Origin of the sequence: Leifsonia sp. NPDC058248, from assembly GCF_042881905.1 — a bacterium.
Taxonomy (GTDB): Bacteria; Actinomycetota; Actinomycetes; order Actinomycetales; family Microbacteriaceae; genus Leifsonia.
Genome location: NZ_JBHVXB010000003.1, coordinates 420,698 through 436,213 on the forward strand (window position 1 = coordinate 420,698; position 15,516 = coordinate 436,213).

At 71.2% G+C, this 15,516-nt stretch carries 15 protein-coding genes; 12 read left to right on the plus strand and 3 right to left on the minus strand.

The genetic code is table 11. From position 1 onward, the window contains the following. Positions 1 to 10 precede the first annotated feature (10 nt). Positions 11 to 1,438, plus strand: coding sequence for an amidase (locus ACFVV5_RS07350; RefSeq protein WP_387241185.1), 1,428 nt, complete (start codon positions 11 to 13; stop codon positions 1,436 to 1,438). 16 nt (positions 1,439 to 1,454) lie between these two features. Here ACFVV5_RS07350 and ACFVV5_RS07355 read toward each other — a convergent pair whose 3' ends face one another. Continuing rightward, on the minus strand, positions 1,455 to 1,784 hold the full coding sequence (locus ACFVV5_RS07355) for a hypothetical protein (RefSeq protein WP_387241188.1): 330 nt from the start codon (positions 1,782 to 1,784) through the stop codon (positions 1,455 to 1,457). Positions 1,785 to 1,841: 57 nt separating this feature from the next. On the opposite strand from ACFVV5_RS07355, the gene ACFVV5_RS07360 reads away from it, so the two are divergent. Then, a complete protein-coding gene (locus ACFVV5_RS07360) occupies positions 1,842 to 3,242 on the plus strand; it encodes a pyridoxal phosphate-dependent decarboxylase family protein (protein WP_387241191.1) in 1,401 nt (466 codons plus the stop codon). A 29-nt stretch (positions 3,243 to 3,271) separates the two neighbouring features. Here ACFVV5_RS07360 and ACFVV5_RS07365 read toward each other — a convergent pair whose 3' ends face one another. Both ACFVV5_RS07365 and ACFVV5_RS07370 read right to left on the minus strand, forming a co-directional pair. Further along, on the minus strand, positions 3,272 to 5,080 hold the full coding sequence (locus ACFVV5_RS07365) for a gamma-glutamyltransferase family protein (RefSeq protein WP_387241194.1): 1,809 nt from the start codon (positions 5,078 to 5,080) through the stop codon (positions 3,272 to 3,274). 52 nt (positions 5,081 to 5,132) lie between these two features. Next, positions 5,133 to 5,477, minus strand: coding sequence for a DUF1844 domain-containing protein (locus ACFVV5_RS07370; protein WP_387241349.1), 345 nt, complete (start codon positions 5,475 to 5,477; stop codon positions 5,133 to 5,135). Positions 5,478 to 5,796: 319 nt separating this feature from the next. On the opposite strand from ACFVV5_RS07370, the gene infC reads away from it, so the two are divergent. The 10 genes from infC (at position 5,797) to argJ (ending at position 15,515) form a co-directional block, all read left to right on the plus strand. Further along, positions 5,797 to 6,453, plus strand: a complete 657-nt coding sequence (gene infC, locus ACFVV5_RS07375; protein WP_387241352.1) for a translation initiation factor IF-3 — start codon at positions 5,797 to 5,799, stop codon at positions 6,451 to 6,453. Further along, entirely contained in the window at positions 6,453 to 6,647 is a 195-nt protein-coding gene (gene rpmI, locus ACFVV5_RS07380) for a 50S ribosomal protein L35 (RefSeq protein ID WP_387241197.1), read from the plus strand. The genes infC and rpmI overlap by 1 nt, the downstream gene beginning before the upstream one ends. A gap of 36 nt (positions 6,648 to 6,683) precedes the next feature. Next, on the plus strand, positions 6,684 to 7,076 hold the full coding sequence (rplT, locus tag ACFVV5_RS07385) for a 50S ribosomal protein L20 (protein WP_387241201.1): 393 nt from the start codon (positions 6,684 to 6,686) through the stop codon (positions 7,074 to 7,076). A 117-nt stretch (positions 7,077 to 7,193) separates the two neighbouring features. Beyond that, positions 7,194 to 8,009: a TrmH family RNA methyltransferase gene (locus ACFVV5_RS07390; protein ID WP_387241204.1), complete on the plus strand. Its 816-nt coding sequence runs from the start codon at positions 7,194 to 7,196 to the stop codon at positions 8,007 to 8,009. 39 nt (positions 8,010 to 8,048) lie between these two features. Continuing rightward, entirely contained in the window at positions 8,049 to 8,426 is a 378-nt protein-coding gene (locus ACFVV5_RS07395) for an ArsR/SmtB family transcription factor (protein ID WP_387241207.1), read from the plus strand. Then, positions 8,423 to 9,475, plus strand: coding sequence for an SRPBCC domain-containing protein (locus ACFVV5_RS07400; protein ID WP_387241210.1), 1,053 nt, complete (start codon positions 8,423 to 8,425; stop codon positions 9,473 to 9,475). The genes ACFVV5_RS07395 and ACFVV5_RS07400 overlap by 4 nt, the downstream gene beginning before the upstream one ends. Positions 9,476 to 9,486: 11 nt before the next feature. Next, a complete protein-coding gene (gene pheS, locus ACFVV5_RS07405; RefSeq protein WP_387241213.1) occupies positions 9,487 to 10,527 on the plus strand; it encodes a phenylalanine--tRNA ligase subunit alpha in 1,041 nt (346 codons plus the stop codon). Continuing rightward, positions 10,527 to 13,073: a phenylalanine--tRNA ligase subunit beta gene (pheT, locus tag ACFVV5_RS07410; protein ID WP_387241216.1), complete on the plus strand. Its 2,547-nt coding sequence runs from the start codon at positions 10,527 to 10,529 to the stop codon at positions 13,071 to 13,073. The genes pheS and pheT overlap by 1 nt, the downstream gene beginning before the upstream one ends. A 229-nt stretch (positions 13,074 to 13,302) precedes the next feature. Beyond that, positions 13,303 to 14,346 (plus strand): N-acetyl-gamma-glutamyl-phosphate reductase, encoded by a 1,044-nt coding sequence (gene argC / locus ACFVV5_RS07415; protein ID WP_387241219.1) that lies wholly within the window; start codon positions 13,303 to 13,305, stop codon positions 14,344 to 14,346. Then, positions 14,343 to 15,515 carry a bifunctional glutamate N-acetyltransferase/amino-acid acetyltransferase ArgJ gene (gene argJ / locus ACFVV5_RS07420; protein ID WP_387241222.1) on the plus strand — a complete coding sequence of 391 codons (1,173 nt, stop codon included), beginning with the start codon at positions 14,343 to 14,345 and terminating at the stop codon, positions 15,513 to 15,515. The genes argC and argJ overlap by 4 nt, the downstream gene beginning before the upstream one ends. Position 15,516 lies beyond the last annotated feature (1 nt).

Genomic DNA, 15,516 nt, shown 5'->3' on the forward strand with positions numbered 1-15,516 from the left:
GCCTCGAAGCATGGCTGACCTTCACGAGCTCACCGCTCTGGACCTCTGGCAGGAGCTTCAGAGCGGGCGGGTGTCGCCCCGCGAGCTGACTGCCCACTACCTCGACCGGATCGAGCGGCTCAACCCCGAGCTGGGCGCGTTCGTCACCGTCACCCGGGAGGCCGCGCTCGCGCGGGCGGACCGGGTGGCCGCCGAGGTCCCGCGAACCGCCCCGCTCTGGGGTCTGCCGTTCGGCGACAAGGATCTGTGGCTGCGCGCCGGCGTCCCCGCGGGTTTCGGCTCCCGGGTGATGGCGGGCTTCGTGCCGGACACCTCCGACGAGATCGTCGAGACGCTGGATGCCGCAGGCGGGGTCAGCCTCGGCAAGACCAATGCGCCCGAGTTCGGGCTGCCCGCCTACACCGAGTCGCTCGCTGCGCCTCCCGCCCGCAATCCGTGGAACCCGGAGCTCGGCGCCGGCGGGTCGAGCGGCGGCGCAGCGGTGGCCGTCGCCAGCGGGATGCTGCCGTTCGCACCGGGCTCCGACGGAGGCGGCTCGATTCGTATTCCTGCCGCGGCATGCGGCCTGGTCGGGCTCAAGCCGTCGCGGGGTCTCGTACCGGCCGGCAGCGGGATCGACTCGCTGGCCGGGCTCGTGGTCGACGGCCCGCTGGCCCGCACCACGACCGACGCCGCGCTCCTCCTCGACGGGATGATCGCCCGGCGCGACGGCCGCATCGACCACCATTACGCGCTGCGGGCGCCGTACGACGACGACGGCCCCTTCCTCGGTACGGCCATTCGGGGCGAGGGGCGATTCCAGCTGGGTGTGATGACGACCTCCGCTTGGGACGACGCGTACGAGATCACGATCGCGCCGGATGCACGCGCAGCGCTCGACGCCGCCGTCGACGTGTTCGCCGGGATCGGTCACGGCATCGAGGAGACGGCCCTCACGCCCGACCCGACGTACGCACCCGCGTTCCGCACGATCTGGCAGGCGGGTGCTGCGAGCATCCCGGCCGAAGGCGACGCCCTCGAGCTGCTCGAGCCCCTGACCCGCTGGCTGGTCGGCCGGGGCCGTGCGCTGTCGGCGCGCGAACTCGGCGAGGCCCTGCGAGCGCTGACCGCGTACGAGCGCTCGCTCATCGCACAACTGGCGTCGTTCGACGCCGTGCTGACGCCGGCGCTCGCGCTGACCCCGCGCCCGATCGGCTGGTTCGATCAGGAGGACGGTGAGCGCAACTTCGAGCAGCAGGTGCAGTACACCCCGTTCACCTCGATGCTCAACGTGTCGGGGCTTCCCGCGATCGTGCTCCCGGTGTCGCAGACCGCGGACGGACTCCCGATGGGCGTGCAGCTGATCGGCCGACCGGGCGGGGAGCGGACGCTGCTGTCGCTCGCGACGCAGCTCGAGCGGAGGGTCCGCTGGCAGCATCGTCGACCGCCCACCTGGTGAGAAGGGTCCGACTGCGTCAGGGCCCCACCTGACGACGCAGGGAGGCCGGGGCTCGCGTGAGCCACGCATCCGTCACCAGCTCGCGCATCAGCTGCGGCTCGATGCGCGAGAAGTCGACCAGCGCCGACGACAGCCGGCCGGCGAACCAGCGCTCCGAGCAGTGCTCCGGCCACGCGGCGGCGGCTTCGCGGATGCCCGCCTCGCCGAGCATCAGGTGGACGCTGGACCTCTCGAGCATGGTGGCGAAGCGCCGGCCGCGCACCCGGAAGGCGGGCAGGTCCCCGTGCGTGTACTCCTCCACCTCGGGGAGGGAGAGCGCGAGGGCCCGGACGGCTTCCGCATCCATGTCACCAGGGTAGCCACGCGTTGACGCGGCTCGCCCGGCGGGTGGAGAATCTGCGGCGTGGGCGAGAGTTCGCACGATCCTCGCGCCGACGCCTTCGACGAGGTGCTCGGTGAGGCCTCGGCGCTCGCAGCACGCTGGCTCGACGGGGTGCGCGACGGGACGATCCCGTCGACGGCGACCATCGACCAGGTGAAGGATGCGCTCGGCCGGGAGCTCCCGGCGCGGGGCGATCCGGCGGTCCCGGTGCTGCGCCGCCTCGCGGACGCCGTGGAGCCCGGGCTCATCCGCATGGATTCGCCGCGGTTCTACGGCTGGGTCATCGGCGGGACGCAGCCGGTCGCTCTGGGCGCCGATTGGCTGGTCTCGTCGTGGGATCAGAACGCCGCGATGCGCGCTGTCACCCCGGGAGTGGTCGCCGCCGAGGAGATCGCGGGCGATTGGCTGCTTCGGCTGCTCGGGCTCCCGCGCACGGCGGAGGTCGGCTTCGTCACCGGTGCGACCACGGCCACCACCGTCGGACTGATCGCCGGCCGCGACGAGGTGCTCCGCCGCGTCGGGTGGGATGCCCGCACCGAAGGTCTCGCCGGCGGCCCGCGGGTGCGCTTCATCGCGGGCAGGGAGCGTCACGGCTCCGCCGACGACGCAGGCCGGTACGCCGGACTCGGTGCCCCGGCGGTGGTCGCCTCGGACGAGCAGGGTCGCATCGATGTCACCGCGTTGCGCGACGAGCTCGCCGCGGGCAGCGGCCCGGCCGTCGTCTCCCTGCAGGCCGGCAACGTCCACTCCGGCGCGTTCGACGATCTGGCCGCCGCCACGGAGGTCGCGCACGAGGCGGGCGCGTGGGTGCACGTCGACGGCGCCTTCGGGCTGTGGGCCGCGGCCGCGCCCGGGCTCGCGCACCTGACCTCCGGCATGGAGGCGGCCGACTCGTGGGGGACCGACGCGCACAAGACCCTGAACGTGCCGTACGACTCGGGAATCGCGATCGTCGCCGATCCCTCGGTCTTGCACGCGTCGTTCGCGCAGCAGGCGGCCTACCTGTCGAGCGCCCACGACTCCGACCCCAGCCATCGGGTGCTGGAGTTGTCGCGGCGGGCGCGCGGGGTTCCGGTCTGGGCGGCGCTCGCCCGCCTCGGGAGCGACGGGGTGGCCGAACTGGTGCAGGGTCTCGCGGACGCGGCGACCGCCCTGGCCGCCGGGCTGCGCGAGGTGCCGGGGGCGCGCATCCTGAACGACGTGGTGTACACCCAGGTGTGCCTCGCCTTCGGCGACGACGAGACCACCCGCGCCGTGGCCGCTGCGGTCGACGCATCGGGAGTGGCCTTCGGCTCGCCGTCGACGTGGCGCGGCGAGGCGGTGCTGCGCTTCTCGGTGAGCAACTGGCTCACCGGGCCGGACGACGTCGAGCGCACGCTCGAGGTCGTCCGCGAGGCGGTCGGCAGCACGGCCCGCGGCTGATCGGGCTCAGCGCGCGACCAGCCCGATGTTCAGCGGCCCGCCGCGTACCCCTGCTCGCCGCGCGGGTTGGCCGCTGCCGTCAGCACACCGCGGTCGCGGTCGTGACCGACCGACGAGAGACGTCCGAGCGTCCAGTCGCCGGCTCGGGTGACCACGTGCCCGCGGGCCTCCAGCCCCGCGATCACCTCGTCGCCGAGCCGGTCCTCGACAACCGCCCCCGCCGGCTCCCAGGTGCGCGGCCAGAACGATCCCGCCAGCGATGTCGTGTGCAGGGCCGGCGCGTCGATGGCCTCCTGGGGCGAATAGCCGCCGACGAGCGTGCGCAGCAGGTAGAGCAGCTGCCACTGATCCTGCTGGTCGCCGCCCGGTGACCCGAGAGCGGTGACCGGATGCCCGTCCCGGAGCACGAGCGTCGGCGTGAGCGTCGTCCGCGGCCGGCGTCCCGGCGTGAGCGTCGCCGTCGATCCCTCCTCGAGCCAGGTCATCTGGAGCCGCGTTCCCAGGCAGAAGCCGAGTGCGGGGATGAGCGGCGACGACTGCAGCCAGCCGCCGGAGGGCGTCGCCGAGACGATGTTCCCCCACCGGTCGACGACGTCGATGTGGCAGGTGTCGCCGCGGGTCTCCCCGGATGCCGCGACGGTGGGCTCTCCGATTCCGGCCACCGACGAGGCGGCCGTGCCGTCCGACGGCGCCGTGTAGGTGGTGCGCAGGGGCGGCTCGAAGCCGGCCCCGCCGTCGATGGCGCCCGGACGGAACTCCGTCGAGGCCGTCTCGCCGATGAGCGCGCGCCGGGTGGCCGCGTACTCCGGCGACAGCAGGACGTCCAGCGGTACGTCGCCGTCGCCGTAGTACGCGTCCCGGTCGGCGTAGGCGAGCTTTTGCGCTTCGAGGATCGTGTGGGCGCCGAGTTCGGACGACGGGTCGAGCCGATCGTCGTCGAACCCGTCGAGGATCGCCAGGGTCTGCAACAGGGCCGGCCCCTGGCCCCAGGCGCCGGTCTTGGCGATGGTGTGGCCGCGGAACTCGAGTGTGACCGGCTCCTCGTAGGTCGCGCTGAACGCCGCGAAGTCGCCGACGTCGATCACGCCGGCGTGGTCGGTGCCCGACGAGTGCCGGTGCGGCTGCTTCAGGAAGGCGACGGTCTCCTCGGCGACGAAGCCCGTCTTCCATTCGGTGCGCGCGGCCTCGATCCGTGCCTCGCGGTCGGGGGAGCCGGCGCCGGCGTCGACCAGGCGCTGCAGCACATCCGCGTACGCCGGGTTGACGATGATGTCGCCGGCCTGCGGCACCCGCCCGCCGGGCATCCAGTGCGCGGCCGAGCTCGGCCAGTGGTCGGCGAAGAGCTGCGAGACGGCCGCGATCGTGCGGCACACGCGCCCCAGCACCGGATGCCCGTCCCGGGCGTAGCCGATCGCGAAATCGAGCACCTCCGAGAGCTCCCAGGTGCCGTGGTCCCTCAGCAGCAGGAGCCAGCCGTCGACCGCTCCGGGGACGGCGGCGGCGAGAGCCCCGGAGCCCGGCACCAGTTCGAGGCCTTCGGCGAGGTAGTGCTCGCGCGTGGCGGCCGCCGGGGCCGGTCCCTGCCCGGCGAGAACGATGGGGGAGGAGTCTTCTGCGGTCGCGAAGATGGCCACCAGGTCGCCGCCGGGCCCGTTGAGGTGCGGTTCGACCACGTGCAGCACGAACGCGCCCGCCACCGCCGCGTCGAAGGCGTTTCCGCCGCGTTCCAGGACGGACTGCGCGCTGGCCGTCGCCAGCCAGTGCGTCGAGGCGGACATCCCGAACGTGCCTTCGAGCGTCGGTCGGGTGGTGACGGGCGGCGGTGGCGTGAAGGTCATACAGCCAGGCTAATCGAGCGGCCGCAGGGGTCCGGCCTGGCGGCCGGGGTCTCTAGCTGACTGGTCCGGTGTACTTCTCGCCCGGTCCTTTGCCGATCGGGTCGGGGATCGGGGAGGCCTCGCGGAACGCGAGCTGGAGCGAGCGAAGGCCGTCGCGCAGGCTGCGCGCGTGCTGGTCTCCCAGGTGCTGGGCGCTCGCCGTGACGAGGCCGGCCAGGGCGTCGATGAGCTTGCGCGCCTCGTCGAGGTCGGTCTGCGAGGCTGGGTCGTCGGCCAGTCCGCACTTGACGGCGGCGGCGCTCATCAGGTGCACGGCCGTGGTGGTGATGACCTCCACCGCCGGCACCTCGGCGATGTCGCGCGCCGCCTCGTCGTAGGCGTCGACGTCGACCTCGATATCGACGTCGAGGTCGTCGGTTGCGGACGGGTCGACGGGGGGTGTGTCGCTCACTGCGTTCCTCTGTTAGAATTGCTCGGGCTCCGGGGCATCTGCCTCGGACGAAAGTGGAGATTCCTCCCACCCGCGCTTGACCGCTTACAAGGTTACCGGGTTGTTGCACTCCGTCATCGCGCGCAAGCGCGGGGGCAGCCAGGGTGCGGTACCAAGCCTGCGAGAAATTCGCAGGAGTGTGTTGGTGCGTGGAAAATCCTCTTTCGCCGCTTCCGTCACCCGACGGGGCGAGGCTGCAAGCATCGCTTGATCAGAGGAGAAAAGCATCAGCGATCCCCGTACCAATGACCGTATCCGCGTCCCCGAAGTTCGCCTCGTCGGCCCCAGCGGTGAGCAGGTCGGCGTCGTCAAGATCGAGGTCGCCCTCCGTCTCGCACAGGAGGCAGACCTGGATCTGGTTGAGGTCGCTCCCAACTCCAAGCCGCCTGTCGCGAAGATCATGGACTACGGCAAATTCAAGTACGAGGCTGCGCAGAAGGCCAAGGAGGCCCGGCGCAACCAGGCGAACACCATCCTCAAAGAGGTGCGGTTCCGCCTCAAGATCGACAAGCACGACTACGAGACGAAGCGCAAGCGCGCCGAAGGCTTCCTGAAGGCCGGCGACAAGGTCAAAGCCATGATCTTGTTCCGCGGCCGCGAGCAGTCGCGCCCCGACCAGGGCGTGCGCCTGCTCCAGCGCTTCGCAGAAGATGTCGCCGAGTTCGGCTCGGTGGAATCGACCCCGACCATCGACGGTCGGAACATGGTCATGGTCATCGGCCCTCTGAAGAACAAGTCAGAGGCCAAGGCCGAGGCCAACGCACAACGTGCCGCCTCCAAGGCGCGGGCTCACGCCCCCGCCGACGAGCCGGTTGCTGCCGCAGACGACTCTGCGCAGTCCGACCAGAGTTCGCCCGACGAGGCGACGAACGAGGAGAAGTAATGCCCAAGCAGAAGACCCATTCCGGGGCCAAGAAGCGCTTCAAGATCACCGGCACCGGCAAGGTCATGAAGCAGCAGTCCGGCATGCGCCACCACCTGGAGACCAAGTCCAGCAAGCAGAAGCGCCAGCTGAACCAGGAGCAGATCGTTCCCGAGGTGGACGCCAAGGTCGTCCGCCGGATGCTCGGCAAGTAACCCCCCGACGTCACGACGTATAAAGGAATTTGAGAAATGGCAAGAGTTAAGAGGGCGGTCAACGCCCACAAGAAGCGTCGGGTCATCCTCGAGCGCGCCGAAGGTTACCGCGGCCAGCGCTCGCGCCTCTACCGCAAGGCCAAGGAGCAGGTCACTCACTCGCTGGTCTACAGCTACCGTGACCGCCGTGCCCGCAAGGGTGACTTCCGTCGCCTCTGGATCCAGCGCATCAACGCTGCGAGCCGCGCGAACGGACTCACCTACAACCGTCTGATCCAGGGTCTGGGTCTGGCCGGTGTCGAGGTCGACCGCCGCATCCTCGCCGAGCTGGCCGTCAACGAGCCCGCCACGTTCGCGGCTCTCGTCGAGACCGCCAAGAAGGCTCTTCCCGCCGACACGTCGGCACCGAAGGCCGGCGCCGCCGCGTAGGCAGCACACCTCATCGAGCCCGGAGCTCTTCGGCCGAAATCACGCATTTCGGTCGGGGCACTCCGGGCTCGATCGCGTGCACCACTACGCGATTGCTCGCACCACTAGGCTTGAGGCATGCTTGACAACCCGCGCTCGCCGCGCGTACGGGCCGTTGCCAAACTCGCGAAGCGGAGTGCCAGGTCGGAGACCGGGCTCTTCCTGCTGGAAGGGCCGCAAGCCGTCGCCGAGGCGCTCACCTTCCGCCCCGAGCTGGTGGTCGAGCTCTATGCGACCCCGACCGCCCTGGAGCGCTACAGCGACATCGCCCAGACGGCCGTCGAGGCCGGGGTCGACGTCGAGTTCGTCACCGAGCACGTGCTCGAGACGATGGCCGACACGGTCACCCCACAGGGCTTCGTCGCCGTGTGCCGCCAGTTCCCCACCTCGATCCGCGACATCTTCTCCGGTGAGCCGCGCCTGGTGGCCGTTCTCGAAGAGGTGCGGGATCCGGGGAACGCCGGCACGATCATCCGGGCCGCCGACTCGGCCGGCGCCGACGCGGTCGTGCTCACCGGTCGCACGGTGGACCTCTACAACCCCAAGGTGGTGCGCTCGACGACGGGTTCGCTGTTCCACGTTCCGGTCGCCGTGGGCGCGAGTCTGGATGACGTGGTCGAGCGCGCGCACGCGGCAGGTCTCCAGGTGCTCGCCGCCGACATCAAGGGGGAGGACCTGCTCGCGGCCCGCACTGACGGCCAGCTGGCCCGTCCGACGACCTGGGTGTTCGGCAACGAGGCCCGCGGGCTGGACGACGAGCTGCTGGCACTGGTCGACCGCGTGGTCACCGTGCCGATCTACGGGCGCGCCGAGTCGATGAATCTCGCGACCGCCGCCTCTGTCTGCCTGTACGAGTCGGCATTCGCCCAGCGTTCGGCCGATCTCTTCGATTAATCCTTGCGTTATATAACTCGTATTTGATACGTTCGCGTCATGGACGCGTTGGAAGCGATCGGCGACCCCGTCAGGCGCCGCTTCGTCGAGCTGCTCGGCGCGGGCGACCTGACTGCCGGGGAACTCGCCGTGCGCGCGTCCGCCGAGTTCGGGATCAGCCAGCCGGCGGCGTCACGGCACCTGCGCATCCTGCGCGAGACCGGCCTCGTGACCAGTGCGGTCGACGGCAAGCAGCGCGTCTACGCGCTCGACCGTGAACGACTGGATGCGGCGGCCTCCTGGTTCGACGGCGTGCTCGGCTTCTGGTCGCAGCGGCTCGACGCTCTCGAGACGGAGCTCGTGCGGGGCCGGCGCAGAGCGCGAGTCGACGAGACCGGCGAGCCGCCGGCATCCGTGAGCGGAGAGGAAGCATCGTGACGATCTGGGGAGACATCGCACTCGACGGAGCGCGCCGGTCGGTGACGGTCGAACGGGAGTACCCGGCGACCGTGGCCGAGCTCTGGAGCGCGCTGACCGAGCCCGAGAGGCTCGCGCACTGGATCGGCCGGTACACCGCCGACGGCGACGACTACCGCATCGAGCTGGGGCGGGCCGACGGCGAGGCGATCGCTGCGGGCCGGGTGCTGTCGTGCGAGCCCGAGCGGAGCATCCGGGTCAGCTGGCGGTTCTCGGGCGGCGGCGACGAGGAGGCCGAGACCGAACTGGCGGTCGAGCTCGAGCCCGTCGGTTCGGACCGCGCGCGGCTCACCCTGTCGCACCGGCGGGTGCAGGCCGTGACGGCGGCGGTCTACGGCGCGGGCTGGGAAGACGTGCTGACCCACCTCGCCCGTGAGGTCGGCGGCGACCCGTCTCCCGTGAACGAGCTCGGCTACGTCGGGGAGGCAGCGGACCCGGCGGCCTTCGACGCGGCGCTGGACGAGTACCGGCGGGAGGAGGCAGGGCTGGTCGCGGCGAGGATGATCCGCGACGACGGCAGGTCCGGTGTCCATCTCGAACGGATGCTCGACGCACCGATCACCGCGGTCTGGGATGCCCTGACGAGACCGGAGCGCATCGGACGCTGGCTGTGGCCGGTGGTCGAGTGGCCGGACGATCCCGCGCGCATCCGGCCCCTGCGACAGGGGGACACCTTCCGCCTCGGCGACACGAACCTGCCCGAGTCGGTGCCGCCCACAGAGGTGCTGGCGCTCGAAGTGGGCCGGCTGTTCTCGTTCACATGGGGCGCCGGCGGAGAGGCCGTGACGATCCGGCTGGAGCAGCACGGAGACGGCACGCTGTTCGTGCTCGACCAGGACCCGATCCCCGACGTGTTCGGGGCCGGCAGGCTGCGCTCGGCCCCCGACTTCGCCGCGGGCTGGCACGCCCTCGTCGACGGTCTCGTGCTGCTGCTGAACGGCCTGACGGTGCCGAAGCCCGAAGCGCTCTGGGAGGCGGCGTACGAGGTGTACGCGGAGGCGGCCCACTAAACTTGGGTCTCGTGTCCGATACCACCGAAATCTCCGAAACAACGGTCGAAGCAGCCGTCGTCGCCGCCCTCGCGGCGATCGATGCGGCGGCCGACTCCACGGCGCTCAAGGTCGTGCGCACCGAGCACACCGCCGAGGGCTCGCCGCTCGCCCGCCTGAACGCGAGCCTGCGCTCCGTTCCCAACGACCAGAAGGCCGCTGCCGGCAAGCTCGTCGGGCAGGCCCGCGGTCGTGTGAACCAGGCGTTCACCGCCAAAGAGGAGCAGATCCAGGCTGCCGAAGACGCCGCGCGTCTCGCCGCCGAGGCCGTCGACGTCTCGGCCCTGGCGGCGCGCTGGACGCCCGGCGCGCGGCATCCGCTCTCCCTGCTGCAGGAGCGCATCGCCGACGTCTTCATCGGCATGGGCTGGGAGGTGGCGGAAGGCCCCGAGCTCGAGAGCGAGTGGTACAACTTCGACGCCCTCAACTTCGACGAGGACCACCCGGCGCGCGCCATGCAGGACACCTTCTTCGTCGAGCCGACGAACGCCCACATGGTGCTGCGCACGCACACCTCCCCGGTGCAGCTGCGCGCCCTGCTCGGCAACGAGCTGCCGGTGTATCGCATCGCGCCCGGCCGGGTGTTCCGCACCGACGAGTTCGACGCCACGCACCTGCCGGTGTTCCACCAGACCGAGGGCATCGCCGTCGACAAGGGCCTGACCATGGCGCACCTGCGCGGTACGCTCGACCACTTCGTCAAGAACCTGTTCGGCGACGAGGCCAAAGTGCGCCTGCGCCCCAACTACTTCCCGTTCACCGAGCCGAGCGCCGAGCTCGACCTGTGGCACCCCACCTTCAAGGGCGGGGCGCGCTGGATCGAGTGGGGCGGCTGCGGGATGGTGAATCCGAACGTGCTGCGCTCGGCGGGCATCGACCCCGACGTCTACTCGGGCTTCGCGTTCGGAATGGGCGTCGAGCGGGCGCTGATGTTCCGCAACGACGTCAAAGACATGCGCGACATGGCCGAAGGCGATGTGCGCTTCTCCCAGCAGTTCGGAATGGTGGTCTGATGCGCGTCCCACTGAGCTGGCTCGGCGAGTACGTCGACCTCGAGCCGGGAACGACGGCGGAAGACGTCCATGCCGCCCTCGTGTCCGTCGGGCTCGAGGAGGAGGACGTGCACACGTTCGAGATCTCCGGCCCCGTGGTGGTCGGGCAGGTCCTCGACTTCGTCGACGAGCCGCAGACCAACGGCAAGACGATCCGTTGGTGCCAGGTGCGCGTCGCCCCCGACGGCGAGACCGCGGCCGACGGAGGCGACGCCGTGCACGGCATCGTCTGCGGCGCCGCCAACTTCTTCCGCGGCGACAAGGTCGTCGTGACCCTGCCCGGCGCCGTGCTGCCCGGCCCGTTCCCGATCGCCGCCCGCAAGACCTACGGGCACATCTCCGACGGCATGATCGCCTCGGCCCGCGAACTGGGCCTGGGTGACGAGCACGACGGCATCCTGCGCCTGGAGACCCTCGGCCTCGACCCCGAGGTCGGCGCTGACGCGATCTCGCTGCTCGGGCTCGACGACACGGCCGTCGAGGTCAACGTCACCCCTGACCGCGGCTACGCGTTCTCCATCCGCGGCATCGCCCGCGAATACTCGCACGCCACCGGCGCGGCGTTCCGCGACCCCGCCTCCGCACCCGGCCTCGCCATCAAGGGCGACCACGCGGCCGGCTTCAGCGTGACGGTCGACGACCGGGCGCGCATCCGGGGCCGTGCCGGCGCCAGCGTGTTCGTCACGCGCGTCGTGCGCGACGTCGACGGCAGCCGCCCCACTCCGGCCTGGATGATCTCGCGGCTCAAGCTCGCGGGCATCCGATCGATCTCGCTCACCGTCGACATCACCAACTACGTCATGATCGAGCTCGGGCAGCCCATCCACGGCTACGACCTCGACACGCTGCACGGCGGGATCGTCGTGCGCCGGGCGCACACCGGCGAGACCCTGGTCACCCTCGACGGCCAGACCCGCACGCTCGACGAGCAGGACCTGCTCATCACCGACGACTCCGGGCCGATCGGGCTCGCCGGCGTGATGGGCGGTGCGTCCACCGAGATCGGGGCGGACACCCGCAACGTGCTCATCGAGGCCGCCAACTTCGACCCGGTGTCGATCGCGCGCACGGCACGCCGGCACAAGCTGCCCAGCGAGGCCTCCAAGCGCTTCGAACGCGGCGTGGACCCCCGGGTCGCCGTCGCCGCCGCTGCGCGGGTGGTGCAGCTGCTCGAGCAGCTCGCGGGCGGGCATCCGGATGCTCTCGGATCGCTCTTCGACGCGGCCGACGCTCCTGAGCCGATCCGCCTGCCGAAGGACTACATCTCGACGCTGGTCGGTGTCGACTTCACCGACGACGAGGTGCGCGGCGCCCTCGCCGAGATCGGGGGAGCGCTCGCCGAGCGCGGGGACGTGCTCGAAGTCGTGCCCCCGAGCTGGCGCCCCGACCTGCGCGACAAGTCCGACCTCGCCGAAGAGGTCGCGCGCATCGTCGGCTACGACCGCATCCCGTCGGTGCTCCCCGTCGCGCCCCCCGGCCGCGGGCTGACGCGCGAGCAGAAGCTGCGCCGTGCGGTCGCCGAGGTGCTCGCCGCCAACGGCGCCACCGAAGTGCTCGCCTTCCCCTTCGTGAGCGAGCACGCGAACGACACGTTCGGCTCTCCGACGGCGGGCAGTGTGCCCGCGGTCAAGATCGCGAACGCGCTCGACGCGACGGCGCCGTACCTGCGCACCACCCTGCTCCCGGGACTCGTCGATGTCGCCAAGCGCAACCTGGCGCGCGGGCTCGTCGACCTCGCGATCTACGAGATCGGCACCGTGTTCCGCCCGGTCGGCGGCGCGCGCTTCGGAAGCGAGAGCCTGCCGCTCGGGGCGGTGCTGCCGAGCGACGAGGTGCTCGCCGGACTGAACCTGGGCATCCCGCCGCAGCCGCGATACCTCGCGGGTCTCGTGGTGGGGCACGCCATCCTCAAGCAGCCCGGCCAGGACGCCGTGGCCGCCGGCGTGGCCGACGCGCTCACAATGGCGGCGCAGACCGCGGCAGCGCTCGGCCTCACCATCGAACCCGTGCAGGCGACCCACCAGGCGATGCACCCCGGCCGCACAGCACGGCTCGTGGCCCGCGGACGCGACGGCGAACGGGCCGACGTCGGCTACGCCGGGGAACTGCTCCCGGCGCTCGCCGAGGAGTCGGACCTGCCTCGCGTCGTCGCCGTCTTCGAGGTCGATCTCGACGCTCTCGTGAGCGTTGCACCGGCCGACATCGTCGCGGGCACCATCGCAGGCTTCCCGGCGGCGACGCAGGACCTCTCGCTCGTGGTGCCGGTGAACGCTCCCGCGGCCGAGGTGGAGCGTGCGGTCGCCGAGGGCGCCGGAGAACTGCTGGAGCACATCCGGCTGGTCGACGACTACCGCGGCACCGGGTTGCCCGAGGGAAGCAAGAGCCTGACGTACGCGCTGCGGTTCCGGGCCCACGACCGCACGCTCACCGCGGCCGAGGCGTCGGAGGCGAAGCTCGCGGGCGCTGCGCGCGCCGGGGAGCTCTTCGGAGCGCACATCCGAGACTGAGCCGTGACGCCGCGCGCGATTGGCGTGCGGTGGTGAAGGCGCGCTAGGGTTGCGACATGCTTTTCGCTCGGTGCATCACGGACACGCGCTCGGCCTCCGCCGCTCGCGCCCTGCGCCGACGCCTGCGCGACCGCCGAATCTAGGCGGCGCCGGCGCGACCCTTCGTGGAGGGCCGACCGAGGTGCCGCCGTCTCGAGGCCCCCTGTCGTCCACTCAATAAGGTAGAAGCATGACTTTCTCGGTAGCCGTCGCCGGTGCATCCGGCTACGCAGGCGGAGAGCTCCTCAGGATTCTGGCAAGCCACGCGGACTTCGACATCCGCACGGTCACGGCCAACCAGAACGCCGGTCAGCCGCTCCTCGCGCACCAGCCGCACCTGCGCTCGCTCGCGCACCTCACCCTCGTCGAGACCACCCCGGAGAACCTCGCCGGCCACGACGTCGTCTTCCTCGCCCTTCCGCACGGGAAGTCGGGCGAGATCGCGGCCCAGCTCCCCGCAGAAACCCTCGTCGTCGACTGCGGCGCCGACCACCGCCTCGAGAGCGCAGAGGCGTGGGCGGCGTTCTACGGCGGAGACTACTTCGGGGCGTGGGCCTACGGCGTGCCCGAGCTTCCGGTCGGTGACGGCAAGCAGCGCGACGCACTCGTCGGCGCGACGCGCATCGCGGCCCCCGGATGCAACGCGAGCGCCGTCTCGCTCGCCCTCGCCCCCGGCATCGCCGCCGGCATCATCGACGGCGAGGACATCGTCGCCGTGCTGGCGGTCGGCCCCTCCGGTGCGGGCAAGAACCTCAAGACCATGTACCTGGCGAGCGAGATCCTCGGCTCTGCCAACCCGTACGCGGTCGGCGGAACGCACCGCCACGTCCCCGAGATCCAGCAGAACCTGCGCAAGGCGGGTGCCGGGCATCCCACCGTGTCGTTCACTCCGGTGCTCGTGCCGATGTCGCGGGGGATCCTGGCGACGTCGACCGCGCGTCTGAAGCCCGGCGTCACGCCGGAGCAGGTTCAGAACGCGTGGGAGGCCGCGTACGCGGGCGAGACGTTCGTACAGGTCCTGCCCGCCGGAAGCGTTCCGCGCACCGCGGATGTGCTCGGCTCGAACACCGCACTGATCGGCGTCGCCGTCGACGAGGCGGCGGGCCGCGTCATCACGGTGCTCGCCCTCGACAACTTGTACAAGGGGACGGCGGGCGCCGCCATCCAGTCCGCCAACATCGCCCTCGGCCTCGACGAGACCGCCGGCCTGACCGTGAACGGAGTGGCGCCATGAGCGTGACCGCAGCATCCGGATTCGCCGCCGCGGGAGTCGTCGCCGGCCTCAAATCGAGCGGCAAGCGCGACCTCGCGATCGTGCAGAACCTCGGTCCGCTCGCGTCGGCGGCCGCCGTGTTCACCACCAACCGCTGCAAAGCCAACCCCGTGCTCTGGAGCGAGCAGGTGATCGCCGACGGCGTCGTGTCCGCCATCGTGCTCAACTCCGGCGGCGCCAACTGCTACACCGGGGCCCGCGGGTTCCAGACCACGCACGAGACCGCCGAGACCGTGGCCGAACGCCTCGAGATCTCCGCGGGCGACGTGCTGGTCTGCTCCACCGGCCTGATCGGCGACCAGCTCGACCTCGACCTGCTGAAGGCCGGCGTCTGGGATGCGACCCTCGCGCTGCAGTCCGCCGGCTCGGACGGACCGGACGCGGGTCTCGCCGCAGCCGAGGCCATCATGACCACCGACGCGAAGCCGAAGGAGGCCGTGCAGGTGTCGCCCGCCGGCTGGACCGTCGGCGGCATGGCGAAGGGCGCCGGGATGCTCGCGCCGGGTCTCGCCACGATGCTGGTCGTCCTCACCACCGACGCCCCGCTCGACTCGGAGCAGCTCGACAGCGCGCTGCGGCAGGCGACCCGGGTGACCTTCGACCGCCTGGACTCCGACGGCTGCATGTCCACCAACGACACCGTCGCCCTGCTCGCGTCCGGCGCGATCGGCGTCAACACCGACCTCGACGAGTTCACCGCCGCCCTCACCGAAGTCTGCCGGAGCCTGGCCGAGCAGTTGCAGGCGGACGCCGAGGGGGCATCCCACGACATCGCCATCGAGGTGGTGAACGCCCGCACCGAGGACGACGCCGTCGCCGTCGGCCGTTCCGTGTCGCGGAGCAATCTGTTCAAGGCCGCCATCTTCGGCAACGACCCCAACTGGGGCCGCGTGCTCGCCGCCGTCGGGACCACCGACGCCGAATTCGACCCGTACGCCATCGACGTCGCGATCAACGGCGTTCAAGTGTGCGTGGCGGGGGAACCCGGTCAGCCCCGCGAGCTCGTCGACCTGACGCCGCGGGCCGCGCACGTGCTCATCGACCTGCACGCCGGTGAGGCGACAGCGACCATCCTGACCAACGACCTCACGCACGACTACGTGCATGAGAACAGCGCATACGCGAGCTGAG